General features: G+C 63.2%; 23 protein-coding genes. 18 read left to right on the top strand and 5 right to left on the bottom strand.

The window, feature by feature from the left end; translation table 11 throughout:
- Positions 1-107 precede the first annotated feature (107 nt).
- A complete protein-coding gene (locus tag BX592_RS06285; RefSeq protein ID WP_134190813.1) occupies positions 108-992 on the bottom strand; it encodes a LysR family transcriptional regulator in 885 nt (294 codons plus the stop codon).
- 145 nt (positions 993-1137) lie between these two features.
- On the opposite strand from BX592_RS06285, the gene BX592_RS06280 reads away from it, so the two are divergent.
- On the top strand, positions 1138-1575 hold the full coding sequence (locus BX592_RS06280) for a VOC family protein (protein ID WP_134190812.1): 438 nt from the start codon (positions 1138-1140) through the stop codon (positions 1573-1575).
- 209 nt (positions 1576-1784) lie between these two features.
- Positions 1785-2168 (top strand): hypothetical protein, encoded by a 384-nt coding sequence (locus BX592_RS06275; RefSeq protein WP_134190811.1) that lies wholly within the window; start codon positions 1785-1787, stop codon positions 2166-2168.
- Positions 2169-2257: 89 nt separating this feature from the next.
- Here the strand turns inward: BX592_RS06275 and BX592_RS06270 are convergent, their stop codons facing one another.
- Positions 2258-3151, bottom strand: coding sequence for an alpha/beta fold hydrolase (locus BX592_RS06270; RefSeq protein WP_134190810.1), 894 nt, complete (start codon positions 3149-3151; stop codon positions 2258-2260).
- A 643-nt stretch (positions 3152-3794) separates the two neighbouring features.
- Here BX592_RS06270 and BX592_RS06265 point away from each other — a divergent pair.
- The 5 genes from BX592_RS06265 (at position 3795) to tagH (ending at position 8030) form a co-directional block, all read left to right on the top strand.
- Positions 3795-4910 (top strand): SpoIIE family protein phosphatase, encoded by a 1116-nt coding sequence (locus BX592_RS06265; RefSeq protein ID WP_134190809.1) that lies wholly within the window; start codon positions 3795-3797, stop codon positions 4908-4910.
- A 13-nt stretch (positions 4911-4923) separates the two neighbouring features.
- Positions 4924-5487 carry a SiaB family protein kinase gene (locus BX592_RS06260; protein WP_134190808.1) on the top strand — a complete coding sequence of 188 codons (564 nt, stop codon included), beginning with the start codon at positions 4924-4926 and terminating at the stop codon, positions 5485-5487.
- 20 nt (positions 5488-5507) lie between these two features.
- On the top strand, positions 5508-5903 hold the full coding sequence (locus tag BX592_RS06255) for a DUF1987 domain-containing protein (RefSeq protein ID WP_134190807.1): 396 nt from the start codon (positions 5508-5510) through the stop codon (positions 5901-5903).
- Between the two features lies 1 nt (position 5904).
- Positions 5905-6630 carry a GGDEF domain-containing protein gene (locus BX592_RS06250; RefSeq protein ID WP_134190806.1) on the top strand — a complete coding sequence of 242 codons (726 nt, stop codon included), beginning with the start codon at positions 5905-5907 and terminating at the stop codon, positions 6628-6630.
- A 173-nt stretch (positions 6631-6803) separates the two neighbouring features.
- Complete coding sequence (gene tagH / locus BX592_RS06245; RefSeq protein ID WP_134190805.1) at positions 6804-8030, top strand: type VI secretion system-associated FHA domain protein TagH; 1227 nt, start codon at positions 6804-6806, stop codon at positions 8028-8030.
- Between the two features lie 144 nt (positions 8031-8174).
- Here tagH and BX592_RS06240 read toward each other — a convergent pair whose 3' ends face one another.
- Genes BX592_RS06240 through BX592_RS06230 form a run of 3 tightly spaced genes read right to left on the bottom strand, consistent with a single transcriptional unit; the run spans position 8175 to position 11580 of the window.
- Entirely contained in the window at positions 8175-9713 is a 1539-nt protein-coding gene (locus BX592_RS06240; RefSeq protein ID WP_134190804.1) for a serine/threonine-protein kinase, read from the bottom strand.
- A gap of 23 nt (positions 9714-9736) precedes the next feature.
- Positions 9737-10627 carry a c-type heme family protein gene (locus BX592_RS06235; protein WP_134190803.1) on the bottom strand — a complete coding sequence of 297 codons (891 nt, stop codon included), beginning with the start codon at positions 10625-10627 and terminating at the stop codon, positions 9737-9739.
- A complete protein-coding gene (locus BX592_RS06230; protein ID WP_134190802.1) occupies positions 10624-11580 on the bottom strand; it encodes a FecR family protein in 957 nt (318 codons plus the stop codon). The genes BX592_RS06235 and BX592_RS06230 overlap by 4 nt, the downstream gene beginning before the upstream one ends.
- A gap of 331 nt (positions 11581-11911) precedes the next feature.
- Between BX592_RS06230 and tssB the strand changes: the two genes are divergently transcribed.
- From tssB to BX592_RS06175, 11 genes are all read left to right on the top strand, one after another.
- Positions 11912-12439, top strand: a complete 528-nt coding sequence (tssB, locus tag BX592_RS06225; RefSeq protein WP_134190801.1) for a type VI secretion system contractile sheath small subunit — start codon at positions 11912-11914, stop codon at positions 12437-12439.
- An 8-nt stretch (positions 12440-12447) separates the two neighbouring features.
- Positions 12448-13947, top strand: a complete 1500-nt coding sequence (gene tssC / locus BX592_RS06220) for a type VI secretion system contractile sheath large subunit (RefSeq protein WP_134190800.1) — start codon at positions 12448-12450, stop codon at positions 13945-13947.
- 36 nt (positions 13948-13983) lie between these two features.
- The gene (locus BX592_RS06215; protein WP_134190799.1) at positions 13984-14487 is read left to right on the top strand and encodes an Hcp family type VI secretion system effector; all 504 of its coding nucleotides are present in this window, start codon (positions 13984-13986) and stop codon (positions 14485-14487) included.
- 147 nt (positions 14488-14634) lie between these two features.
- The gene (locus BX592_RS06210; protein WP_243849353.1) at positions 14635-15495 is read left to right on the top strand and encodes a type VI secretion system accessory protein TagJ; all 861 of its coding nucleotides are present in this window, start codon (positions 14635-14637) and stop codon (positions 15493-15495) included.
- Positions 15496-15508: 13 nt separating this feature from the next.
- On the top strand, positions 15509-16015 hold the full coding sequence (gene tssE, locus BX592_RS06205; protein WP_134190798.1) for a type VI secretion system baseplate subunit TssE: 507 nt from the start codon (positions 15509-15511) through the stop codon (positions 16013-16015).
- Positions 16016-16020: 5 nt separating this feature from the next.
- Positions 16021-17985, top strand: coding sequence for a type VI secretion system baseplate subunit TssF (tssF, locus tag BX592_RS06200; protein ID WP_134190797.1), 1965 nt, complete (start codon positions 16021-16023; stop codon positions 17983-17985).
- Positions 17949-18965, top strand: a complete 1017-nt coding sequence (tssG, locus tag BX592_RS06195) for a type VI secretion system baseplate subunit TssG (RefSeq protein WP_134190796.1) — start codon at positions 17949-17951, stop codon at positions 18963-18965. The genes tssF and tssG overlap by 37 nt, the downstream gene beginning before the upstream one ends.
- 51 nt (positions 18966-19016) lie before the next feature.
- On the top strand, positions 19017-21812 hold the full coding sequence (tssH, locus tag BX592_RS06190) for a type VI secretion system ATPase TssH (RefSeq protein WP_134190795.1): 2796 nt from the start codon (positions 19017-19019) through the stop codon (positions 21810-21812).
- 84 nt (positions 21813-21896) lie between these two features.
- The gene (locus BX592_RS06185) at positions 21897-22550 is read left to right on the top strand and encodes a hypothetical protein (protein ID WP_134190794.1); all 654 of its coding nucleotides are present in this window, start codon (positions 21897-21899) and stop codon (positions 22548-22550) included.
- A 16-nt stretch (positions 22551-22566) separates the two neighbouring features.
- Positions 22567-23901 (top strand): tetratricopeptide repeat protein, encoded by a 1335-nt coding sequence (locus BX592_RS06180; RefSeq protein ID WP_208327859.1) that lies wholly within the window; start codon positions 22567-22569, stop codon positions 23899-23901.
- Between the two features lie 204 nt (positions 23902-24105).
- A complete protein-coding gene (locus BX592_RS06175; RefSeq protein ID WP_243849351.1) occupies positions 24106-25992 on the top strand; it encodes a type VI secretion system Vgr family protein in 1887 nt (628 codons plus the stop codon).
- Positions 25993-26000 lie beyond the last annotated feature (8 nt).

Genomic DNA, 26000 nt, shown 5'->3' with positions numbered 1-26000 from the left:
TGTCGTGCCGGCGCGGTATCGCGAAGCGGGCGCGCACGCGCGACGCGGTCCGCGTGTTGCGCGCGGCGTGCATGCCCGCTTGCGTATGCACGCCACGCTTACCGTGCTCAAGCATGCTGCGCGGCCGTGCTTGCCGCATCGGCCACGCATTGCGCAAGCTTGCGCACCGCGGACGGCACTTCGCGGCACCGGCGCTCGACCAGCACGATCTCGCGATCGAACGTATCGTCGCCGAGCGACAGCGGCACGACGGATTTCGGCAATTTGCCGAGCCCCACGGTGAGCGGCAGCAGCGCGACGCCCAGGCCTCGCGCGACGAGTCGCACGATACCGGGCAATTCGTCGAGTTCGATTGCGTCGTCGACTTCGATACGCATGCGCCGCAGAAACCGGTCGACCTGCCCACCGCCGAACGAGCGGCGGTCATAGCGGATAAACGGCAGCGCCGCCAGCGCGTCGCGCCATGCGGCGCGTGCGTAAGCGGCCGGGGCGAGCAACACGAACGGTTCCTTCACGAGCGTCTGGCTATCGAGTTCCGCGGGCAGTGCAAACGGCGGCTTGATCAGCACCGCGAAATCGAGTTCGCCCGCATCGACCTGGCCAAGCAACGCAAGCGACACACCCGGCACGACACGCACTTTCCAGCTGGTCCATTCGGCGCGGAATGCGGCCAGCGCATCCGCGAGAAACGACGTCTGCGCCGATGCGATCGCGCCGATGCTGACTTCGCCCGCCGCTTTGTGCGTTGCGCCGCGATCGCCAAGGCGCGCGAGCAGCGCAAGGATTTCTTCGGCAAGCGCGAGCGTTTCGCGGCCCGCGTCGTTCAGCGTCGCGGAGCGCCCGGTGCGGTCGAACAGCGCATGGCCGAGGCTGCTTTCGAGCCGCTGCATCTGCGCGCTGACGGCCGACTGGGTGAGGCCGATCTGTTCGCCGGCCGCGGCAAATGTGCGGTGCCGCGCGACGGCGACAAGGGTGGAGAGTTCGCGGAGCATGGGGTTCGATTCATCAATATTTTTGAGGCTGAGAGCGAAATCATATCGCTTTCAACCAATTTTGTTTGTCAGTAGACTACGGTTCAAATCCCGGGTTGCCTGCCGGTATTCGCTGTTTGTTCATCCACGACCCACAGAGACTCCCATGACCGATACGACGCAAGGCGCGATGCCGCCATTCCATCTCGCGTTTCCAGTTCATAGCCTCGCGGCCGCGCGCGCGTTTTACGGCGACTTGCTAGGCTGCCCGGAAGGCCGCAGTTCGCCCGAGTGGGTCGATTTCAATTTCTATGGCCATCAGATCGTCGCGCATCTGTCGCCCGATGAAGCGGGTCACCGCGCGACCAACGCGGTCGATGGCGATGCGGTGCCGGTGCGCCATTTCGGCGTGGTGCTGTCGATGCAGCAATGGGACGCGCTCGCGGACAAACTGAAGGGGGCGGGCACGAAATTCGTTATCGAACCGCATATTCGCTTCAAGGGTGAAGTCGGCGAGCAGGCGACGATGTTTTTCCTCGACCCGTCGGGAAACGCGGTCGAGATCAAGGCATTTGCCAATATGGCGTCGCTGTTTGCGAAGTGACACGTGGCATTTAGTGCGATGGCGTGAGCGTGATCAACATAGGGAACGCTGCTCGGGTAATTGAAAAAGTGCGGGCAAATCGGCCGCGTTATCGGGGCTTTCGAATGCGGCGGCCAGTCGTATTCTCGATGCTGGAGCCGGCCGCGCCGGCTTGCCTGTCTACCCGATGAATACCCATCTGAGCAGCCGCTCGAAGGAGAGTCACTGTCATGCAGATTCGCGATAACGCAGCCGCGTCGCTGGCCAGTCATCCTGTGTCGTCCGGCGTCGCCGGGCGCAACGACGGGCCGTCGTTCCAGGACGTGCTGGCGCAACTGAACGACTACACGGGCAGCAACCCCGGCCAGGGCATGTTCAACTCGATTCTTGCGCAATTGGGCATCACACCGCAGGAGTATGCGCAGATGACGCCGCAGGAACGCGCGAAAATCGAAGAGAAGATCCACGAATTGATGAAGAAGGAAATGCAGGCGCAGATGCAGCAGCAAAACCAGTCGATGCAACTGACGCAAATGCAGCAAACGGGCACGCAGACTGGTACGCAGTCGGACACATCGTCGCACAAGCGCGGCACGATCGATTTCGCGGTCTGATTACCACCGGCAAGACCGATTACCGGTTACAGGAAAGCGGCACGCGCCACCTCGTTCGGCGGGCGGTGCGGCCGTGCAAACCAAACGCGTTACGAAGCGCGACGCGTCGCGATAACCTGGTGCATGAACGTGTCGATCAGCCGCGCACACTGATCGGGCTGTTCGTCGAGCGCGAAATGACCGGCCTCCAGGATATGAATGTCCGCATCCGGCAGATCGCGCCGATACGCGTTCGCCTCGGCAACCTGAAACGACGGATCGTACTTGCCCCATAGCACCAGCGTGCGCGGCTGGGTCTTTTTTAACCATGCTTGCCATGCCGGATACGACGCGACGTTCGTTCGATAGTCGTAAAAGAGGTCGCTCTGAATATCGACTTCGCCTGGCCGGCTCAGAAACGCGAACTCATCCATCCACAGGTCGGGATCGTAACGGTCGACATACGGGCTCGAGCCGAGATGACGAAGCTTCGTTGCGTTAAATGAAATCAGGTTTTCGCGCAGCGCGGCTTCATTCGCTGCGCGATTTGCCCAGAATTCCCGGCGCTTGTTCCACAATGGCCCGAGCCCGTCCTCGTGCGCGACTGCGTTCTGAATGATCAACGCATCCACCCGCTCCGGGTGCGCAAGCGCGAGCCGGAATCCGACCGGGCCGCCGTAGTCCTGCATCATCAGCACGTAGTGCGACAGGCCGAGCTTTACGGTGAACGCGTCGACGACCTGCGCGAGGTGATCGAACGTGTAGTTGAACTTTGCGGGAGGCGGCGCAGCGCTATTGCCGAAGCCGGGATAATCGGGGGCGATCAGATGGTAGCGATTCGCGAGCCGCTGGAAGAGCGGATTGAACATTCGCGACGAAGACGGAAAGCCATGCAGCAGCAGGAGCGTCGGCGCGTTGCGCGGACCGGCTTCGCGGTAGAACACGGCTACTCCATCGATATCGACGGTGTGATAGAGCACCTGTGCTTCGCTCGTATGCGGCATCTCAGCTCCTTTCGCGGGACAGTACGGCGCATGGCTTAGCGCGATGGCTGCGGCGGCCACGGCGACGAATCGTTTCCACATCGGTTCGCACATCGGCATGTTCATCTCTGGGGATGGGTGGAAGGATGCCATGGTGATCATAAGCGCTGCCGCGACGGAGCGCGCGTTAGCCCGCAGGCGCCGCGCCGGTGCCGGGTTCGACGTTCCGTCGAGGAAGAAGGGCGCTCCATGGTCGAATGCCGACGGTGCATCGCGTGAGGCGAAACGAAGATTCGCGTCAGCATGGAATTTGCGCGATGTTTGGCCGGTTAATCCGGCTAAATCCGGAACGGCAAACGTTTGCATTGATTTCTATTGCGCGATATAGCCGGAGACATTCGAATATATTCATATTTTTTCACATTACGGATGGCGTAAATTGAAACGTTTGCATTTAATAAATGAACGAACTCGTTGAAACTGTCACGCAAAATACATAGAGAAATATTAGCGTGCTGGCTTCCAGTCACACATCGGCTCGTTTGCCATGCATCCAGCGTTTTCGCGGTTTCGCCGTTCGTCGAAGCAGGGCGACCCCCATTCTGCCGGCGATTTATGTCAGGAAGTTCCAGCAGTCGATGCTGAAGACTCCAACTCATTAGTGATGGAAATTTTTTCATCACGCGGCGATGTCGCGAGCCTGGCTGTGATTGAAGAGAATCGGCCAATTGGCCTGATCAATCGCGATATCTTTCTGTCGCAAATGAGCAAGCCTTTCCATCGCGAGCTGTACGATAAAAAAAGCTGCATCGCGTTTATGGACAAGGAGCCGCTCATCGTCGATGCGGGTATGAGCATCGAGGCACTGACGTTCAAGGCTGTCGAAACCGGCGAAAAGGCGCTGGTGGATGGCTTTATCGTGACGCGCGACGGCGGCTTCGCAGGACTCGGCAGCGGCCTGCAACTGATGAGCGCGGTCGCGCAGATGCAGGCGGAGAAAAACCGCCAGATCATGCAAAGCATCGAATATGCGAGCGTGATCCAGCGCGCGATGCTGCGCGCATCGCGCGATACACTCTCTGAAAGGCTGCCGGATGCCGCGATGGTGTGGGAGCCGCGCGACGTGGTCGGCGGAGACTTCTATCATTTCGCCGCGTTTGCGCAGGGCTGGTTCGGCGCGGTTGCCGACTGCACCGGTCACGGTGTGCCCGGCGCGTTCATGACGCTGCTCGCGTCGGCGTCGCTGTCGCAGGTGCTCGAAAAACTCGGCCCGGGCGATCCTGCGGCGCTGCTGGCGGCACTGAACCGCAACGTCAAGGGCTTGCTCGGGCAAGCGCAACGCGCCGGTGAAGTGCCCCAATCGAACGATGGCCTGGACGCCGCGTTCTTCTGGTTCGATGCGATTAAAAGCGAACTGCATTTCGCCGGTGCGAGGATCGCGCTGCATATCCTGCAGCCGGACGCCGACCACTTCGAAACGATCGCGGGCGACCGCATGGGGGTCGGCTACGTCGACAGCCTGTCCAACTATGCGTGGACACCACTCACCGTTGCGGTACAGCCCGGCAGCCTGATTTTCATTTGCACGGACGGTCTGATCGATCAGATCGGCGGCCCGAAAAATATTTCCTTCAGCCGGCGCCGCGCGCTTGACCTGATTGTCAAACATCGTGCGCAGGCGCCGTCGGCGATCTGCGAAAACTTGCGGCGCTCGCTATCCGAATGGCAGGGCGCGCAGCGCCGTCGCGACGACGTCACCCTATTCTGTGCCCGCATTTAGCTACCCAACTGAGATGTCTCAATTACTCGATCAAGACAGCGCATTCTTTGAACTGGCACGTCGGCGTAACGTGCTCTTCTATCATAAAGGCTACTTCTCTCATAACATCGTGGCGGCGATGGGCGAGGTCGTGAAGCTGCAACTGGAAGTCGCCGGCGTAAGCGGCCCGACCCGCCGCAAATTGTTTTCGTCCTTTGTCGAACTGTCGCAGAATATCGTCCAGTATTCGTCCGGCACGCTACAGCCGGATGGCGAAGGCGGCGGCACCATCCGTGAAGGCGCGGTATGCATCAGCACCGACGGCGAGCGGCACCTGATGTTATGCGTGAATCCTATCGCGACCGCCGACGTCGATACGCTGCGCAACAAACTGGAACCAATCCGCAATATGTCCCTTGAGCAGATCAAGGAGGCCTACAAGGTCACCTTACGGTCTGAAACCCCAGCGGATAGCAAGGGCGCGGGCCTAGGTTTTCTGACGATGGCGCGCGACGCAAGCGCGCCTCTCGAGTTTGCTTTTTATCCGCGTGCCGACGAACCCGGAACCACGCTGTTTTGCCTCATGGCCATCATCTGAGTAAGGAGGCGCACGAGCCCATGGATAATCTTTATATTGCTGCAACCGCAACGTCCCCGGAAGTCGATTTTCGCTTCGACCAGCATTCACTGCTGCTCAGAGGGGAGTCGTACCCCGAGAATGCGGCGGCTTTTTATGCACCCATCATCGAGCAGATGCGTCAGTACCTCGCGGAGTCGGTCGGCGCGGTCATCACCATCGATGTGGTGCTGACCTACTTCAATAGCTCCAGCACGAAGATGCTGTTTAGCATGTTCGACGCACTGGACCAGGCAGCGCAGTCCGGCAGCCGCGTGTTGATGAACTGGTACCGCGACGAAGAGGACGAGACCATCGCTGAATTCGGCGAAGAGCTGAAGTCCGATTTCCACGCGATCGAATTTACCGATCGGCCTGTCTCTCACCAGGGACAATAAGGTGGCCGCGCTCCCGTATCCGGAATCGCCTGTCGGCGACGTGCCCGACCTGTTCCAGAATGAGAACGATGCACTGGACAAGGCACGCGCGATCTACGCCGCTGTCAATGCCGATGCGGTCGAATACCGGCAGTCGCTGGGCGAACTGATCGCGCATTTCGAGCGTCTGATGCGCGAGACGCGGCGTCTGATTGGCCGCAGCGACCGGGCCGAGCGTGAAATGCAGATGCTCGCGCAGCAGTTGGCGCATCGTGCGACGCACGACGCGCTGACCGGCGTGTTCAACCGCAGCGCGGTGATCGAGCGGACCATCAAGGCACTGCGCGCCAATAGCGCAGTGATGATCGTGCTGGACATCGACGAGTTCAAACGGGTCAACGACGAATTTGGCCATCCGACAGGCGACACGGTCATTCTCGGCATCGTCGACTGTCTGCGGCGCATCGTCGGCGAGCGCGGGATGATCGGGCGGGTAGGGGGAGAGGAATTTACTGTGCTGCTACCTGGGCACGCACTCGCCGACGCATTACAACAGGCCGAAAAAATGCGCGAAGCAATCGGCAATCATGTATTTGCGCCGCCGGTGAACCGTCGTATTACAGCAAGCTTTGGCGTGAGCGCGAATCCGGCTGGAACCGATTTCGACACAGCCTATGGTCTCGCAGATGCCGCGTTGTATCGCGCGAAGCGCGGCGGACGCAATCGGGTGGAGTTCGCCGGTCAATGAACGGTGTGCCGCGCGGCGCCCCTGCACGCGGTTTCAGCACGAAGAAGCACCAAAATAGCTTAATAAGCAGACGAATAACGAAAGGACAGCGCGCGGAATAAGCCGCGCAAACCGGCTGTTGTATCGGTTGATATCAGGCAATTGCCGAGCGACGATCGATCGAAGGCCGAACCATGTCCGCTATTCCTTCCCTGACCCTCACCATCAATGGCCCATCGGCAAGACGAAGCGTCGCCGTCGATGCGCAGGGTGCGACGCTCGGACGCGGTGCCGATTGCACAGTCGTGCTGGCCGACGGGCGGCGCGCGATTTCGCGCGTGCAGGCACGTATCGAATGGCGCGGCGACCGCTATGTGCTGATCGACACCGGAGGCCATCCGACGCTCGTGAACGGCAACGCGCCGGATGCCTCGCGCGAAGTAATCCTGCGTGACGGCGACATGCTGAGCATCGGCGCATACCTGATCGAGCTCGACCTCGATCATGCCGGACTGAGCGCGCCGCTGGAACCCGAGCCAGGTGCGGCCACGGTGTCCGCGCCACTGCCCGGCACGATGCAAGCCGGGCATCACGTGCCGCCACCGACGCGGCGTAGCCACATCTTCCCGCCGGTCGCGGACGAACCGTTCTTCGCGATGCCCGCTGCCGCGCTGACGGCGCTGCGGGGCTACGCGCCGCACGACGACGCGGCGACGCGCGTCGCACAGGCCTCACCTCCGGCGGCATCAACGATCGAACCCGTATCGGCTTCGGCCGATGAACGCGCGACGGTGGTCCATCAGCGTGAACCTGCATCATCGGACACGGTTCTGGGCGCGCTGCTCGACGGCCTTGGCGTCGAGCCCAATCGCATCGGCGACCGGTCGCCGGTGGAACTCGCGCGGCTGGCCGGCTCGTTGCTGCGGGACGCGCTGCAGGGCACGATGCATGCGCTGCGCGCACGCACGAGCACGCAGCAGCAGACACCCGTCCCGACGACGATGATTGACACGCATGGCAATAATCCGCTGAAGTTCTTTCCGGATGCCGAAGCGGCGCTGGCGCAAATGCTGTGCAACGACGGCGGCGCGTGGCTCGAGCCGCGCGCCGCGGTGCGGCAGGCATTCAAGGAGCTGCGCGATCACGAACTGGCGCTGGTCGCGGGACTATGCGCGACGCTCGCCGATGTGCTCTCCGGGCTCGCGCCGGAGGAGATTGAGGCGCGCCTGCGGCCGCGTGGGCGCATCGAAGCAGCGTTGTCGAGCCGCCATGCGCGCCTGTGGGAGGTCTACGTCGACGCGTGGCGGCAGACCAGACAGCGGGTCGGCCCCGAGTTCCAGCGCGCGTTTCGCGAGCCGTTTGCACGCGCGTACCAGGCGCAGCTCGATGCGCTCGCGGAGAAGGCTGATACCGCGGGTTAGCGCAGTGCGACCGGCGGTTCAAGCGAGCGCTGATACCTGGCGCTATGGCGGCTCATCCGGCTGATCCGGCGTGCGCGTTGTCGTCTCGACGTTGTGTGCCACGAGCCACGCGCAATGTTGCGCGTGCAAGTTCGCACGCTGCGATCAACCCGAAGAGTCATCCAGTTCGCGCAGAAACGCGGCCTTGTCGGCGGTAGCCGGCAACGCATCCGCAAGCCGTGCATGGAAGGTCGCCGCATCGGCGCCGCGTGCGGCCCGCGCCGCGACGATACGCGCGATCGGTCCGATATGGCTTGCAAGGCGGCGCGCGGCAGCATCGATCCGTTGCGGATCGAGTGGCACGCCGGCTCGGGCTGGCGGCGCGCTGACCATTGCACCACCGGCCGCGCTACCCGAGCCCCCAACCACGCCACCACCTGACACCGCCGCCCCCGCGGCCCGCACCGAACCCGCCGCCGATGTCGCGTTGGCTTGCGCGGCATGACGCGCAAGCAACGCGTCGAATTCGCGCCGCGCTGCGTCGTCGGGCAAATGCCGGGCAAGCTGTGCGGACAACGTCTGCGAGTCGCTTGCCTGCGCGGCCGCGCGCCGTATCAACCGGGTCGCGACCGGTCCGACATAGCTCGCCAGACGTTGCTCGAGTTGTGCGAGCAGTTCCGGCGGCCAATGACCGGCAGCGCCCGCTATGACACCGCCGGGCGCGGTCGTCTCAGCAGTCGCGACACGCGCGGCGGATGGCGGCTGCGGGGGGGCGAGCGCGGCGCGCGTAAGCGGCGCGACCAGCACCGTGCGATCCGGATCGTCGGCGGCCGTCAGCGAATCGAGCAGCGTCAGCAGCGCGACGCGCCAGCTTTGCGCGGACGCATAACGATCATCGGGCCGCTTCGCGAGCGCCTTCAACACCATCGCATCGAGCTCCGGCGGCACGCCGGCCACCCGTTGAGACGGCGCTGGCGGCATCTCATTGAGCACCTGCTGCATTACCGCGGCAGCGGTGCCGGTGAACGGACACACGCCGGTCAGGATTTCATGAAGCACGACACCGGCGGAAAAGAGATCGCTGCGCGCATCGATCGGTTCGCCCGAAAACTGCTCCGGCGACATATAGCTCGGCGTGCCGATCATCATTCCTGCACGCGTGAGCCGTGACGTATCGAGCTGCGCGATGCCGAAGTCGGTGACCTTGCATTCGCCGCGCTGCGCGATCATCAGATTGGCCGGCTTGATGTCGCGATGGATCACGCCGAGTTCGTGCGCGTACGCAAGCGCGTCCAGCAGTTGCGCGAACCAGACGAGTGCGCGTGCGAGCGGCATCGTGGTTGCGCTTTGCGCATGGTGCGCGAGCCGCTCAGCAAGACTCTCGCCGCGCACATACTCGAGTGCGATAAAGGCAGCGCCGTCCGCCTCACCGTAATCGAACACGGCGACGATATGCGGATGCGCGAGCCGTCCGGCCGCGCGAGCTTCATTGACGAAACGCTCCGGCAATTGCGCATCGGCGACGCTGGCTGGGCCCGCTAACCCGTCACGCAGCAGCTCGGTGCGGATCGTCTTCAGCGCGACGTGCCGCTGGATGTGCGGATCGGTGGCCAGATAGACCACCCCCATCGCACCGCGCCCAAGCACACGCTCGACGCGGTAGCGGCCAATCTGCCGCGGCAGCGATTCCGGTTGCCAGATCATGACGGGGACGCGTCGCGCCTCGCTCAGGGTTTCGGTTCGTCGAGAATTTCGAACGCGGCGACGAGGCTCGTGCGCATCCGTCCGAACGACACGGCCAGCGACGCGATTTCATCGCCGCCGCCGGTCGGCAGTTCCACGCCGTCGAGCTTGCCGAGGCTCACTTCATCGGCTGCGCGAGACAGTGCCTGCAAACGCCGCGTGACAAGAAAATGCACCATCACGTTCAACACGACGAGCACGACGACGAACACCACGGTCAACGACGCCATAAAGCTGCGCCATACCGCGCGGCCGCGCGCAATCGATTGCGACATCGGCACCGACACGAACTCGGCGCCGATCACGTCGTTCATCGTCCAGCCGAAGCCGTTCGCAGGGCCGTACTTGTCGAGCATCGTGCGCGGCGCGGCGGACGGCGTGCTGTGGCATTGCAGGCAGGCGGCATCGGTAATGCGGCTCGGGCGCGCGAGAAACAGCAAATGCTCGCCGCCCGGGGTGCGACGCTGTCCGGTGATTTCCTTTAACTGCGGATGATCGTGCAGATGCCCGATCACTTCTGTTTCCCAATCGGTGGGGCGATCACGCGGATTGGTGGGGTTCAGCATCGCCGACTTATACGAAAAGTTCGGGAACGCGCTTTGCAACGTGTTCAGCATTTCGATCGCTGAAAACGCCGGCACCGACTCCGGCACGAACGAGTACTTGATTTGCGTGGCCAGCAGCGGCGTGATGTGCTTCGCGGTGTAGTTCTGCATCGCGCTTGCCGCGCTCGCCAGCACATCCGCGTCGTGACGTGTTGCGTCGAGCGCCTGCTGCTGCAGCACACGGTCCGCGACAATGCCCGCGGCGACGAGTCCGATCGCGAACATCGTGATGAACACCAGATTGAATTTGATCGCGAGTGACAGCTTCATGGGCGCAGGAACATTGAACGGTAAACGGAAGGCACGCTGGAAGCGGCGCTGCGCGGCGTCGCGTTTTGCCCCGGCGCTTTCACGGTCCGGGGCGGCGGCGGATAGAGCAGCGCGCGCCACTCCGGCAACGTGCCCAGATGCTGATCGATGTCATGTCGAAACGCGGCGTCCGACAGCCGCGGGCGAAACCGGTCCGTAAAACGCGTGCCTGGTTGTGTGCGCACGCCAAGCGAACTCTGCAGCCAGTCCGACACGTCGTCGTAACTGACAGGCCGCGTGGTTTCGGAAGGTTTGTCGTGCACGACCTTCGGAGCCGGTAATAGATGCAGTGCATCGCGAAACGCCACGGGCATCGCGGCAAGAAACGCCGCATCCGGACGCGGCGCGACACCCGTCGATGGACCCGACGCGCGGCGCGCGATGAACTGGTTCGCCGATAGTTGAATGGCCGCGGGCTTGCCGCGCACATTCGCCGGCGGCAGTACGGACACCGAGCCGCTTTCGCAAAAGAGCGCATCCGCATCGTCGTATCCTGGCGGCGACGCCGCGATAACGATCGCCGCATTGACGCCCGGCGTATATCGCCCGCGTTGCGTCTCGATGACGGGCGCCGTGCAATCGGCGCCACCGCATCCGTGCAGCAACTTCATCCAGCCTTGCAGTAGCGCGATATGCGCATCGCGCGCGAGCAGCACGCGCGTGCCGGGTCCGAGCGCGGCCACGTCGCCTGAATCGTTCTGAATCTGCAGGCCCGCGGCGCTCGCCGTTTCGACGATATCGTTGCTGGCGAAGCGCTGTCCGACATCGGCCTCGTATACAGAGGTGTCGTGAATGGTCGTTGCATGCGCATCTGCCTGCGTGAGCGTCCAGCTCGCGTGCGCCTGCGACGCAATGGCGATTAACCCGAGCCCCGCGAGTCGCGATGCATAACGGTTCGATACTTTGAACATCATTCGAACGAGTGGTCTGACGGAAAACATTCGGCACGTCATCAAGATTTGCGCGCACGGGGGTGTGCAGCGTAACGACACAACAGTCATGCTCGCGCTCTTATTCCGCACTTCGCATCGCCGCACGGAAATTTATTTCTCGCATGCGACATCGGTTGCGACCTGTGTTCGGTAGCGATGTATGAGCACCTTATTCAATGAGGGAATATCACGGGGCGTCCAAATGTTCTGTGTAGCGAACGGCAACTGAACAGGTCGTCGCACAAGTTCGATCCCCTTTCATTTACGTCACCTTATGTCTCTCCAGGACCCTTTCTTTCAAAGGAGACAGCACATGGCCACGAGGCAGAGCAGTCAGAAATTCATCGCGCGCAACCGGGCGCCGCGCGTGCAGATCGAGTACGACGTCGAGTTGTACGGCGCCCAGAAGATGATCCAGATTCCATTCGTGATGGGCGTGATGTCGGATCTGTCGGGCGCGAATGGCGGCGATTTGCCGCCGATTGAAGAACGCAAGGCGCTCGAGGTCGACGTCGACAACTTCGACCAGCGCATGCAGGCGATGAAGCCGCGTGTGAACTTCACGGTGGCGAACACGCTCACCGGCGAAGGCCGGCTCGAAGTGGATATCACGTTCGACAGCATGGACGACTTTTCTCCGGCCGCCGTCGCGCGCAAGGTCGACTCGCTCGCGAAGCTGCTCGAAGCGCGCACGCAGCTCGCGAACCTCGGCACCTATCTGGACGGCAAGGCGGGCGCGGAAAAGCTGATTGCGGAGGCGATCAAGGACCCCGCGCTGCTTCAGTCGCTCGCCTGCGCGCCGAAGCCTGCTGACGGCGACGCCGAACCCGACCACGAATGAGACAGACCATGGACACCGACAAGCAAGCCGACAACGCCCCCCTCGCGCAAGCGACCGAAGCCGGCAGTGGCGATTTCGCCGCACTGCTGACGAAAGCCTTCAAACCGAAAACCGAGCGCGCGCGGGAAGAAGTCGAAGCGGCCGTGCGCACGCTAGCCGAGCAGGTGCTAAGCCACTCGCACATCGTGTCGGACGATGTCACGCAAACCATCAATGCGTACGTGGCCGAACTCGACCGCAAGCTTAGCGAACAGCTGAACCAGATCATGCATCACGCGGACTTCCAGAAGCTCGAGGGCGCATGGCGCGGGCTGCATCATCTGGTGACGAACACTGAAACCGATCCGATGCTGAAGATCCGCGTGTTCAATATTTCGAAGAAGGATCTCGCGAAGAACCTCAAGCGCTTCAAAGGCATTGCATGGGACCAGAGCCCGGTGTTCAAGAAGGTCTATGAAGAGGAGTACGGCCAGTTGGGCGGCGAGCCTTACGGTTGCCTGATCGGCGACTACTACTTCGACCATAGCCCGCAGGACGTCGAGCTGCTGCGCGGCATTTCGCAGATCGCCGCGTCGGCGCACGCGCCATTCATATCAGCGGCCGATTCAAATCTGCTCGGCATGGAGAACTGGAACGAGCTGTCCAACCCGCGCGACCTGTCGATGATCTTCACGACCCCCGATTACGCGGGCTGGCGTTCGCTGCGTGAAATGGACGACGCGAAGTACCTCGCGCTGACCATGCCGCGCACGCTCGCGCGGCTGCCGTATGGCTCGAGAACCGATCCGGTCGACGAATTCGACTTCGAGGAAGACACCGAGGGCGCGGATTCATCGAAGTACACGTGGCAGAACGCAGCGTATTCGATGGCGGTGAACATCAACCGCTCGTTCAAGTTCTACGGCTGGTGCACGCGGATTCGCGGCGTCGAGTCGGGCGGCGCGGTGGAGAACCTGCCGGTGCATACGTTCCCGAGCGACGACGGCGGTGTCGACATGAAGTGCCCGACCGAGATTGCGATTACCGACCGGCGCTCGGCGGAGCTCGACAAGATGGGCCTGATGCCGCTCGTGCATCGCAAGAATTCCGACGTGGCCGCGTTTATCGGCGCGCAGTCGGTCGCGAAACCCGAGGAATACGACGACCCGGCCGCGACCGCCAATTCGAACCTGTCCGCGCGCTTGCCGTACATGTTCGCGTGCTGCCGTTTCGCGCATTACCTGAAGTGCATCGTGCGCGACAAGATTGGCTCGTTCAGCACCCGCGAGCAGATGGAGAACTGGCTGTCGAACTGGGTGATGAACTACGTCGACGGCGACCCGGTGAACTCGAGCGAGGAAACCAAGGCGCGCAAGCCGCTCGCGGCCGCGCAGGTGGTGGTCGAGGAGGTCGAGGGCAACCCTGGCTACTACACGTCGAAGTTTTTCCTGAAACCGCATTACCAGCTGGAGGGACTGACCGCATCGTTGCGGCTCGTGTCCCGCTTGCCGTCGGCGAAAGCCGCGTAATTCGCGAACCTACCCGCAAACGAGGAGAGATGTGAAATGGCATTCGATATGCACGTGAAATTCGGCACCGGCGCGGTGACCATTCAAGGCGCTTCCAACCATTCGAAGCACAAGAACGAAGTACCGATCGTGTCATGGGCATGGGGCTGCAGCAACACCGGCAATCTGCACACCGGAGCAGGCTATGCGTCGGGCGGCAAGGCGAACATTCAGGACATCACGATCACGAAGTACGTCGACAGCTGCTCGAACGCGATTCTGAACGCGGTGTGCACCGGCGCGCGCGTCGATAACGCGTACCTGTACGTGACCAATGCGACTGGCCAGCAAACCGACTTTCTGACGATCGAACTGAGCGAAGGCGTGCTGATCACGTCGGTGTCCACCGGCGCGGCCAGTAGCGACGAACGCATTACCGAGAGCCTGACGCTGCACTTCGGCAAGTTCAAATACTCGTTCCAGCCGCAGGACGACGAGGGCAAGGCAAGCGGCGGCACCAAGGACTTCACGTTTGACATCCAGCAGGTCGCCAAGCAGTAAACCGCGCGACTCGCCTGGCGTACGAGTCAGCCGGGTTAGCGGGTTTCGCCGCGGCCGTCATGCGTCCTTGCATCGCATGCCGGCCGGCGGCGCCCCATTCTTTTCGTTGCAGCGAACCCCTTCGGACTTCCTGTCGTGACCCTTTACGTGACATCTTCCACTGTAGCCGCCAGCGCCGACACGCTGCTCAGGCAAGCGCGCGTGAGCGACGCGATGCAAGCGCTGAGCGCGCAGGTGAAGCAGCATCCCGCTGATCCTGCGAAGCGGGTGTTCCTGTTCCAGCTGCTCGCACTGATGGGCCAATGGGAGCGCGCGGAGAACCAGCTGAAAGTAGCCGGTGAGCTCGATGCGCGCAACGCAATGATGGTGAGCGCCTATCAGCTCGCGTTGCGCGGCGAGCGTGAGCGCGCAGCGGTGTTCGCGGGCAGCGGCAATCCGACGCTGATCGGCGAGCCGTCGGAGTGGCACGCGCAGTTGCTGCAAGCATTCCGGTGGCTGCGCGAAGGGCATATCGCGCAGGCCCTCGAACTGCGCGGGCAGGCGTTCGAAGCGGCCGAGACGGTGCGCGGTTCGATCGACGGCGAACCGTTCGAATGGATCGCGGATGCGGACTCGCGTTTCGGCCCTTGCCTCGAAATGATCGTCAACGGCGCTTACGCGTGGGTGCCGTTCTCGCGCTTCAGTGCATTGCGCTTCGACGCCCCGACCGACCTGCGCGACACGATCTGGGCGCCCGCGCAGATCACGTGGCGCAACGGCGGCGAGACGGTCGGTTTCGTGCCATGCCGTTACTACGGCAGCGAGCAGTCGGACGATGCGCAGCTGATGCTCGCGCGGCGTACCGATTGGACTGATTGCCGGGCCGCGAACGCTAGCGGCAGCAGCCCGCAAAACGGCACCGGAAGCGGCGACGACTGCTTCATCGGCAGCGGCCAGCGCATGCTCGCGACCGATGCCGGCGAATATCCGCTGCTCGACGTGCGTACGCTGACCTTCGACGTGCTTTGACACGGAGCGCACGATGGCCGAACTCACCCCGCAGGAGCGCTTGCAGCCGTCGCTGCTCGACCGGCTCACCGACCCGCACCCGGAGCAGCCCGACGAAAGTCGCGAGCAGCGTGTGATTACCGCCGCGCGTTTGCGCGAATGCGTGACGCGCGACATCGCGTGGCTGCTCAACTGCACGCGTCAATGGAGCAGTGCGGAGCTGGTCGAGTTTCCGGAAGTGGACAACTCGGTGCTCAATTTCGGCATTCCCGATCTGGCGGGCGCCGCGCTCTCGGGCATCGACGCCGGCGTGCTGCAAAACCGCATTCGCGCGGCGCTGCTGAATTTCGAGCCGCGCTTGATCGGTAGCACGGTGCAGGTCACGGTGGGCGTCGACGACACCCGTATGGACAGCCGCTCGCTGAACTTCCGGATCGACGCGCAGATGTGGGCGCAGCCGATGCCGCTGTCACTGTACCTGCGCACCGAAGTGGATCTGGAAACCGGCGCATTCAATGTTTCGCAGCACTTTTCCGGCTGATCGCGATGGACCCGCGCCTATTACGTTATTACAACCGCGAACTGCAACACGTGCGTGAAATGGGCGCCGAGTTTGCACGCGAGTATCCGAAGATTGCCGGCCGGCTCGGCATGGAAGGTTTCGAATGCGCGGACCCGTATGTCGAGCGCCTGCTCGAAGGCTTTGCGTTCCTCGCCGCGCGCGTGCAACTGAAGCTCGACGCGCAGTACCCGGTGTTTACGCAGCATCTGCTGGAAATGATTTACCCGCACTACCTCGCGCCGATTCCGTCGATGGCGGTCGTGCAGTTGTCTCCGGACACCGCGGAGGATTTGCCGCCCGCAGGCCATCGGGTCGCGCGGCATACGGTGCTGCGCAGCCTGATTGGCTTTGGCGAACGCACACCGTGCGAATATCGCACCGCGCACGATGTGACATTGTGGCCGCTTGAGCTGACCGAAGCGCGGTACTTCGAAACGCCCGCGGCGCTGGCCGCCGCGGGGCTGGTGCCACCGCCGGGCACGCGCGCGGTGCGCGCCGGGCTGCGCCTGAAATTCCGCACGCTGTGCGGCGTGCAGGCGAAGATGCTCGCACTCGACAGTCTGCCGGTGTTTCTCACGGGCGCCGATGAACTGCCGAAGCTGCTTTACGAACAACTGCATGCGAACGCGACCGGCTATACGGTGCGTGTAGCCGGACCGGACGGCGAGCCCATCAACGCGCACCGTGCCGCGTCGGATCTTACCGCGCCGGGCTTCGACGATGACGACGCGTTGCTACCGTATGGCGATCGTTCTTTTAGCGGGTACCGTCTGCTGCAGGAGTACTTTGCGTGCCCCGAGCGTTTCCTGTTCGCGCAGTTCACCGGCCTGCGCAGCGTGCTCGCGCGCGCGCAGCGCAACGAATTCGAGATCGTCGTGTGGCTCGATCGAAGCATCGCGCGGCTGCACAACGCGGTGGACGCGGGCCATTTCCGGCTGTTCTGCACGCCGGCGATCAACCTGTTCGAGCGCCGTTCAGATCGCATCCATCTGCAGCAGGGCCGCACCGAATACCACGTGCTTGGCGATCGCACGCGGCCGATGGATTTCGAGGTGCATGGCATCAGCGACGTGCAGGGGTTCGGCGACCGTCAGGAACCTGAGCAGACGTTTCTACCGTTCTACGGCAGCACGGAGCGCACATGGCATAGCGCGCACCGCGCGTTTTATACGCTGCGCCGCGAACCGCGTCTGCTGTCGACCCGGCAGAAGGAACGCGGCGCGCGTTCGAGCTACGTCGGCAGCGAGACCTTTATCGCGCTGGTCGATGCGAACGATGCGCCGTACCCGACGTCGCTGCGCCAGCTCGGCATGCGCCTGATGTGCACGAACCGCGATTTGCCGCTGCATATGCCCGTCGGCAAGTCGTACACGGATTTCACGCTCGACACCGATGCACCGGTGTCGTCGATCCGCTGCGTGGCCGGTCCAACCCGGCCGCGCGCACCGACCGCGACCGGCGAGACCGCGTGGCGGCTGATCAGTCATCTGCAGTTGAACTACCTGTCGCTGCTCGACATAGGCGGCGCGACGGCAGGTGAGCCAGGCAATCGCGGTGGTGCAGCTCGTGCAGCGGGTCATGCAGCAGGCAGCGAAGCGGGCGACGCCGGCGCGGCCGCGCTGCGCGAGATGCTGACGCTGTACTGCGACGAATTCGACGCCGCGGCGCGACGGCAACTCGAGGGCATCAAGCGTGTCGCCGCGACGCCGATCACGCGCCGCGTGCCGGTGCCCGGACCGATTACCTACGGCCGCGGTCTCGAGATCACGCTGACCTGCGACGATGCCGCATTCGAAGGGACCGGCGCATTCCTGCTCGGCTCGGTGCTGCGGCAATTCTTTGCGCGCTACGTTTCGCTGAACTCGTTCACCGAGACCGTATTGCTCACACTCGAACGCAATGAGGTGGCCCGATGGCCCGCGACGCCCGGCAAGCGCCCGATCCTGTAGCGCTCGAACACGCGTTGCGTACGCGCCCGCACGACTTCGAGTTCTTCGAGGCGATGCGCCGGCTCGAATGCGCGTATCCGGCGCGGCCACGGCTCGCGCATTCGACACGCCCCGCAGAAGACCCGGTGCGCCTCGCGCACACGGCCGCGCTCGACTTTCCGTCGCGCGGCATCGATCGCTACGAGCCGGGCACCGCGGAGCGGCCGCCGAAACTCTATGGGCTGTTTCTAGGCCTGTTCGGGCCAAACGGCGCGTTGCCGTTGCATCTGACCGAATACGCGCTGGAGCGCGAGCGTCACGCGAAAGATCCGACTCTGGTTGCGTTTGCCGATATCTTTCACCACCGGATGCTGAGCCTTTTTTATCGCGCATGGGCGGACGCGCAGCCGACCGTGCAGTTCGATCGCCCCGAGCAGGACCGTTTTCGCACCTACATCGGCGCGTTGATCGGTATGGCAACGCCGCACCTCGAAGCACGCGATGCACTGCCCGATCAGTACAAGCGTTTCTTCGCCGGCCGGCTGGTGCCGCAAGCGCGCAATGCGGAAGGGTTGCAGCGGCTGCTCGAGCATTTCTTCAATGTGCCGGTACGGGTGCTCGAGTTTGTCGCGGAGTGGATGCGCTTGCCTGCCGATGCGCATCTGCGTCTTGGCGTCGCGATGGCCGGCATCGGGCGCACGGCGGTGCTCGGCGCGCACGTGCGCGGCGCGCAGCAGCGCTTCCGGCTGCGCGTGGGGCCGCTCAGTCTGCATGAGTTCAACCGCTTCCTGCCGGGCAGCGACGCGCTGAAGCAGTTCACCGCCGCGGTGCGCACCTATGTCGGCGACGAGAAGGACTGGGACCTGCAACTGGTGCTGAAGAAGGAAGAGGTTCCACTGACCCATCTCGGCCGGACAGGCCGCATGGGACTCAACACGTGGCTTGGCCGTTACGCGAAAAACGCCGATGCCGACGAAGCCGTATTGAACCCGGTGGGCTGAAACCGATGCAAGCCGCACCGTTGTGCAATCAACCATCACAGGGGTAGACCCATGGCCGAGATCAGCCGCACTGCGTTGTTCGGCAAGCTCAATGCGCTTGCGTACCGGGGCATCGAAAGCGCCACCGTGTTCTGCAAGCTGCGCGGCAATCCGTATGTCGAGCTCGCGCATTGGATTCACCAGATCCTGCAACTGCAGGATTCGGATCTGCACCGCATCGTCAGGCATTTCGAGCTGAACCCGTCGAACCTCGCGCGCGACATCACCGATGCACTGGAACGGTTGCCGCGCGGCTCGACGTCGATTTCCGATCTGTCCGGCGACGTCGAGGAAGCCGTCGAGCGCGGCTGGGTGTTCGCAACGCTCATGTTCGGCGAAGCGCAAGTGCGCACCGGTTATCTGCTGGTCGGCGTGTTGCGCACGCGTCATCTGCGCAATGCGCTGCAGGCGGTTTCCGCGGAGTTCGCGAAGCTCAAGCCGGAAACGCTGGCCGACGATTTCGCATCGATCGTCGACGGCTCGCCCGAAGCGCGTCAGCGGCCGACCGACGGCTTCCAGATCGGCGGCGGTGCGGCGCCCGGCGAAGCAAGCGGTGCGCTGGCGCCCGCGCAGATGGGCAAACAGCAGGCGCTGCGGCAATTCACCGTCGACCTGACCGATGAGGCCCGCAACGGCAAGATCGATCCGATCGTCGGGCGCGACGAAGAGATCCGCCAGGTCGTCGACATCCTGATGCGCCGCCGCCAGAACAATCCGATGCTGGTCGGCGAGGCGGGCGTCGGCAAGACCGCGGTGGTCGAAGGCTTCGCGCTGCGCATCGCGGCCGGCGACGTGCCGCCGCCGCTCGCGGATGTGCAGGTGCGCACACTCGACGTCGGCCTGCTGCAAGCGGGCGCGAGCATGAAGGGCGAGTTCGAGAACCGGCTACGGCAAGTGATCGATGAAGTGCAGGCATCCCCGCAACCGGTCATCCTCTTTATCGACGAAGCGCACACGCTGGTCGGCGCCGGCGGCGCGGCCGGCACCGGCGATGCGGCGAACCTGCTGAAGCCGGCGCTCGCGCGCGGCAATCTGCGCACGATCGGCGCGACCACGTGGGCCGAATACAGGAAGCACATCGAGAAAGACCCGGCGCTCACGCGCCGCTTTCAGACCGTGCAGATCGGCGAACCGGGCGAAGAGAAAGGCATCCTGATGATGCGCGGTGTCGCAAGCGTGATGGAGCAGCATCATCGCGTGCAGATTCTCGACGAAGCGCTCGAGGCGGCGGTCAGGCTGTCGCATCGGTACATTCCGGCGCGCCAGTTGCCTGATAAGGCGGTGAGCCTGCTCGACACCGCATGCGCGCGGGTCGCGGTGAGCCAGCATGCGGTGCCGGCCGCGCTCGACGATACGCGCAAGCGCATCGATGCGCTGCAAACCGAACTGGCGATCATCGCGCGCGAGAAGCATGTCGGAATCGACGTGGCGCAGCGTGAGACGACCGCACGCCAGAAGCTCGCCGCGCAGCAGGCGCGTCTCGAAGCTCTCGAAGCCGCGTGGGCCGACGAGAAAGCACTCGTTGAACCGATTCTCGCATTGCGTGCGCGATTGCGCGGTGACGTCGCGCCAGTGGAGGGCACCGGCAGCAAGCTCGAAGAAGCCGCGCGGAGCGACGCCGCGGAGAACGAGCGCGGCGACACGCATACGCATGTCGAACTGGACGAAGCCGCACGAGCGGCCGCGCTCACCGAGCTGAAGGCGCTGCAATCGAAGCTGGCCGAATTGCAAGGGGAAACGCCGCTGATTCTGCCGGGCGTCGACTACCAGGCGGTCGCGTCGGTGGTTGCCGACTGGACCGGGATTCCGGTCGGCCGCATGGTGCGCAGCGAACTCGAAACAGTGATGAATCTCGCCAATGTGATGGGCCAGCGCGTGATCGGCCAGGACCATGCGATGGAGATGATCACGAGGCGCATCCAGACGTCGCGCGCGGGCCTCGACAATCCGCACAAGCCGATCGGCGTGTTTCTGCTGGCCGGCACATCCGGCGTCGGCAAGACCGAGACCGCGCTCGCACTCGCGGAAGCGCTGTATGGCGGCGAGCACAACCTGATCACGATCAATATGAGCGAGTTTCAGGAAGCGCATACGGTGTCCACGCTCAAAGGCGCGCCGCCGGGTTATATCGGTTACGGCGAAGGCGGCGTGCTGACCGAAGCGGTACGCCGCAAGCCGTATTCGGTGGTGCTGCTCGACGAAGTGGAAAAGGCTCACCCGGATGTGCACGAAATCTTCTTCCAGGTGTTCGACAAGGGTGTCATGGAAGACGGCGAAGGCCGTGTAATCGACTTCAAGAACACGCTGATTCTGCTGACGACGAATGCCGGCACGGATCTGATCGCGGGCCTGTGCAAGGACCCGGACTTGATGCCGGACCCCGAAGGCATGGCGAAGGCATTGCGCGAGCCTTTGCTGAAGGTGTTTCCGCCCGCGCTGCTCGGCCGCCTGGTCGCGATTCCGTATTACCCGCTCAGCAACGACATGCTTGGCGAGATCGTCAAGCTGCAGCTCGATCGCATCAAACAGCGCATCGAGACGCGCTACCGCGTGCCGTTCGATTTCGATGACGCGGTCGTGAACCTGGTGGTGAGCCGCTGCACCGAGAGCGAGTCGGGCGGCCGGATGATCGATGCGATTCTGACTAACACGATGCTGCCGGAAATCAGTCGCGAGTTTCTCGCGCGAATGATGCGCGGCGACGCGGTCGCGCCGGTGAGCGTGAGTGTTGAGGGCGGCGAGTTTTCGTACCGGTTCGGCGATGGCGCGCGGGCAATGCTGACAGATATTGAGCGATTGCGTGCGTGAGCGAGTTCATCCATGTGCGCGCCGCACCGATGCAACTGTCGCGCGTATCAAAACCTGAAGTTTTCAGCGATCGAGGAGCAGCAAATGGCTTTGCAAGCGAACGGAATCATATCCGGCGCAGGTCGCGCGTCGGAGCCCGAGGGCTGGAAGCACGCCGAGGTAAAACCGGCTATCCAGTTCACCTGGCATCACACGATCCCGCTAGACGATCTCACCCGATTATGGAACGGTCTGATCAACGGCGGCCATTGGAATGCGGTGGACGAATATCTGCAAATCATCGGCTTCTCGTCTGTGCAGACCACGATCAACGAACTGAAGGCCGGCAAGTTTCAGGCGCGCCGCGATGAGTTGCATACGGCGATTCAGTGGCCAGGCTGGAACATTGTCGAAGGCCCCGGCGGCGCGTATCGCGAAGACGATCCCGGCAACGGCGTCGAATCGTGGTACGTGCCACCGGGCGGGTCGAACGGTCAGCGAACCATTCTGAACCGCGTGAAGAACGCGATCTGCCCGCTGATCGAGAAGATTCCGAGGACGGTGAGACCGGAAGACACTGCGATCGATGCCGAGACCGCAAAGCGATTGGCTGCCGAGCTGAAGAACCAGAGACCCAGTCTGCGAGGTAAGGGTCCGATCGAATGGAACCCGGACATGTGGGAGCAGACTCGCGAGGGCCGCAAGGACAAGAATCGCGATATCTGGCTCACGACACCGCAGTGGAGAGCCAGACGATGAGAAAGGCAGTTTTGTGATGTCGCGCCATTCGGGTCGCGGTTTTGCCGCGCCCCGTTATACGCAGACGCTGCAGCAGGCGATGCGTGCTCATCAGGCGGGTGAACTTGAGCACGCCGAAGGGCTCTACCGGCGCGTGCTGACGATGCGCGTCGGCCAGCCGGACGCAATGCACTATCTGGGCGTGCTGCTTCACCAACGCGGGCACAGCGACGCGGCGGTAAAACTCGTCGGCGACGCGTTGCGCGTCACGCCGCAGCACGCCGATGCGCACAGCAACCTTGGCAACATCCATAAGGAATGCGGGCGGATCGAACAGGCTGAAGCGTGCTATCGGCAGGCGCTGCGTCTCGTGGCCACGCATCCGCAGGCACTGGGCAATCTGGCTATCGCGCTCGAGGCGCAGCAGCGCATCGACGAAGCGCGCGACGCGTATCGGCATTGGCTCGATCGCCATCCCGGCGAATCGCGTGCGCATTATCACTTCGGGCGGTTTCTGTGTAGTCACGCGCGCGAGCGCAGCGATATCGAAGATGCGGTCGAATGCTTTCGCACCGCGCATCGGCTCGACAACACGAATTTGCGCGCGCTGGAGTCGCTTGGCATTGCGTTGTACAGCATTGGCGGCATCGACGCCGCCGCTCAGGTCTATCGCGACTGGGCGGCACTCGATCCAGCAGATCCTATTCCACGTCATATGCTCGCCGCGTGCGGCGCCGCCGAGGCGCCCGCACGAGCCGGCGACGACTACGTGCGCGAACTGTTCGACCGGTTCGCATCGAGTTTCGACGAACAATTGCTAGGACGCCTCGGCTACCGTGCGCCACAAGCGCTGATTGAAGCGCTAGGCGATGGGGGCGAAGCGCTGGACGTGCTCGACGCCGGATGCGGAACCGGCCTGTGCGGACCCTTGCTACGGGAACGCGCTCGTACGCTGGTCGGTGTCGACCTCTCCGAACGCATGCTGGAGCAGGCGAGGCGGCGCGGCTGCTACGACGAACTGAGCGCCGCTGAACTGACCGCGCATCTGCGCGCGCATGCGCAGACCTACGATCTCGTCGTCTGCGCGGACACGTTGATCTATTTCGGCGAACTCGACACCGTGCTCGACGCGACGCATCGCGCGCTGCGACCCGGTGGCCGCTTTGCGTTCAGCCTTGAAGCGTTGCGCGATTCGCAAGCACCGCGCTTTGCGCTGACGCCGGCCGGCCGCTATCAGCACAGCCGTGAATACGCGCAGCAATGCATGGCCGCCGCGGGCTTCGTGGACGCGCAAATTACCGAACAGAGCTTGCGCAAGGAAGCGGGGAAATGGGTCGACGGCTGGGTCGTGCTCGCCCAACGCCCGCACTGATAGGCGCGCTGCATTGAAGCACTGCACGGTTGCGACGATCGATCTCGCTGTCGCTGCAGCGGTGCAGGTGGCATTTGCGGCGCCGAAATTCTGCTGTGCGAACGCGAAGGAATAGAACCGGGGAGCCGACTGTTTTTTGAATGCGAAGCCGATGCGGACGCGAGGTCCGTGTGATCGACATGGCTTCGCGTGATCGGAGATTTCATGGCTCACGCAATTACCCTGACCTCGACGCTCGGCACGAGCCTGCTTTTTTCGAATCTGACCGCGAAAGAGGCGCTCGGCCGGTTGTTCTCCTATGAGCTCGAGACCATCAGCAAGAATGCGGAAGTGGATTTGCGCGCGCTGCTCGGCACGCCGATGACGGTGAAGCTCGACACCCCGCAAGGCTATACGCGCTATTTCAACGGCATTGTCAGCGAGGGCGAGCAGAGCGGCTTCGTCAATATCGACGGCGTGCGCTACGCGGTTTACCGCTTCATGCTGGTGCCCAAACCCTGGCTGCTCACGCGCAAGCGCGATTGCCGTATTTACCGGAGCATGAGCGTGCCGCAGATCATCCGCACGGTGCTCGGCGAGATCGGCTACGGCGATGTGAGGCTGAGCCTCACCGGCAACTATCCGGCGCGCGACTACTGCGTGCAGTACCGCGAGAGCGACTTCGACTTCATCAGCCGGCTGATGGAGCAGGAGGGCATCTATTACTTCTTCACGCATACGCAGGGCACACACACGATGGTGCTCGCCGACGCGCTCGGCGCGCACACGACGGTGCCGACCTTCGAACAGATTCCGTATGCGCCGCCGACCGAACGGGGCAAACGGATGAAGGCGTCGATCAGCGACTGGCGCAGTGCACGCTCGGTCAATCCGACCAAAGTGCAACTGGACGATTACGACTATCTGAAGCCGAAGGCGTCGCTGCTCGCGACCGAGGAACTGACCGATATGGCCGACGCACACAGTGTCAGCGGCCTCGACATCTACGACTACTCGTACGAGTACTTCGGCTATAACCAGCAACTCTCCGACGGCCAGCGATATGCACAGGTGCGCGCGGACGCACTCAACGTGCGGCAGGCGATCAGCACCGGCAACACCGATGCGGCAGGTCTTGCCACCGGGGCGCTGTTTACGCTGAAAGACTTTCCGATGCAGCAGGCGAACCAGGAGTATCTGGTGATCGACACGGTCATTCGCCTCGTCGAGCCCGACTATGTGACCGGCGGTGGCGGTGATGACGATGAAGGTCCGTTCGCGTGCGACTTCGAAGTGATTTCGAGCCGTCAGCCGTTCCGCACGATGCCGACCACGCCACGGCCGACCATCGCGGGCCTGCAGACCGCGGTGGTGTATGGCGACACCGCGGAAGATATCGCGGTCGACAAATACGGCCGCGTGCAGGTCACGTTTTTCTGGAGCCAGCCATCCAGGCCGAATGCACAGAACTCGTGCCCGGTGCGGGTCGCGCAGTTCTGGGCCGGCAAGCGCTGGGGCGGGCAATTCATTCCACGCGTCGGCCAGGAAGTGGTGGTCAGCTTTCTCGACGGCAACCCGGACCGGCCATTGATTGTCGGCAGCGTCTATAACGCGGACAACATGCCGCCGTACAGCCTGCCGGACAACAAGACGCAAAGCGGCGTGAAAAGCCGTAGCCACCAGGGCGGCGGCAGCGAGGACTACAACGAGATCCGCTTCGAAGACCGGATGGGCAGCGAGCAGGTGCTGATCCACGCGCAGAAGGACTTGCGCGAAGAGTCCGAGCACGATCACGACGTTCAGGTCGCGCACAACTACACGCTGACCGCGGGCAATCAGATCAAGCTCGTCACCGGGCTCGCGAGCATTACGATGAACAGTTCGGGCGAGATTTCGATCCAGGGCACCAACGTCACGATCAATGGCGAGATGAATGTGACGATGGCCTCGGGTTTGGCGATGGAAATCAACTCGAAGGCCAATCTGAACATGACATCGATCGCGGCGATGGAAATCATGTCGGAGGCCGACGCGCTGGTCCAGTCGACCAACCTGCAACTGATCGGCACCGCGACCGCGATACTCGGCGGCGCCGCGCCGATGATCCTGTGAGCGGCGCC

Source organism: Paraburkholderia rhizosphaerae, from assembly GCF_004366595.1.
Classification (GTDB): Bacteria; Pseudomonadota; Gammaproteobacteria; order Burkholderiales; family Burkholderiaceae; genus Paraburkholderia; species Paraburkholderia rhizosphaerae.
The sequence above is the reverse complement of the archived record's forward strand: the minus strand, read 5'-3'. Positions and strand labels throughout refer to the sequence as shown.